Here is a 423-nt window from a genome sequence, read left to right on the forward strand (position 1 = left end):
CTAGCAATATCTCAAGGATAGAGCTTTCAGTTATTTTTAACTCTGTCCTGACCTCCTCTGGAATGGTTATCAGGCCACGAGAGCTTAATTTTGCAACCACGTATGCAGTCCCTAATATCTTGATTTCAGTCCTAGAAGTTTCAATCTTTCGGACGATGATCTCAACAACATCGTCCTTGGTTAACCCTAAAACTTCCCGATCTCTTTTAGGCAGCACTATTTGACCCTTCACATTTATCTTGGTATGAAACTTCGCTAGTGGTTCTTTGCTTTCTTTCATTGGCTCACCTCGGGAGTGCTGATTTTACGAATGGTTCTTACGGTATAATTGTTTAAAAGGTTTGAGAAATTTTCCCGTGTGTGGGATTTTTACCCGCCTCTGTGAGGTTCGTCCACAATACTTTTAATTTAGTTTGGAGTAAT

At 40.2% G+C, this 423-nt stretch carries 1 pseudogene; it reads right to left on the reverse strand.

From position 1 onward, the window contains the following. Positions 1 to 280 (reverse strand): annotated as a pseudogene (locus E3E26_RS10995) (AbrB family transcriptional regulator); the annotation flags it as partial. Positions 281 to 423: the final 143 nt, after the last annotated feature.

The organism is Thermococcus sp. LS1, assembly GCF_012027395.1.
Lineage (GTDB): Archaea > Methanobacteriota_B > Thermococci > Thermococcales > Thermococcaceae > Thermococcus.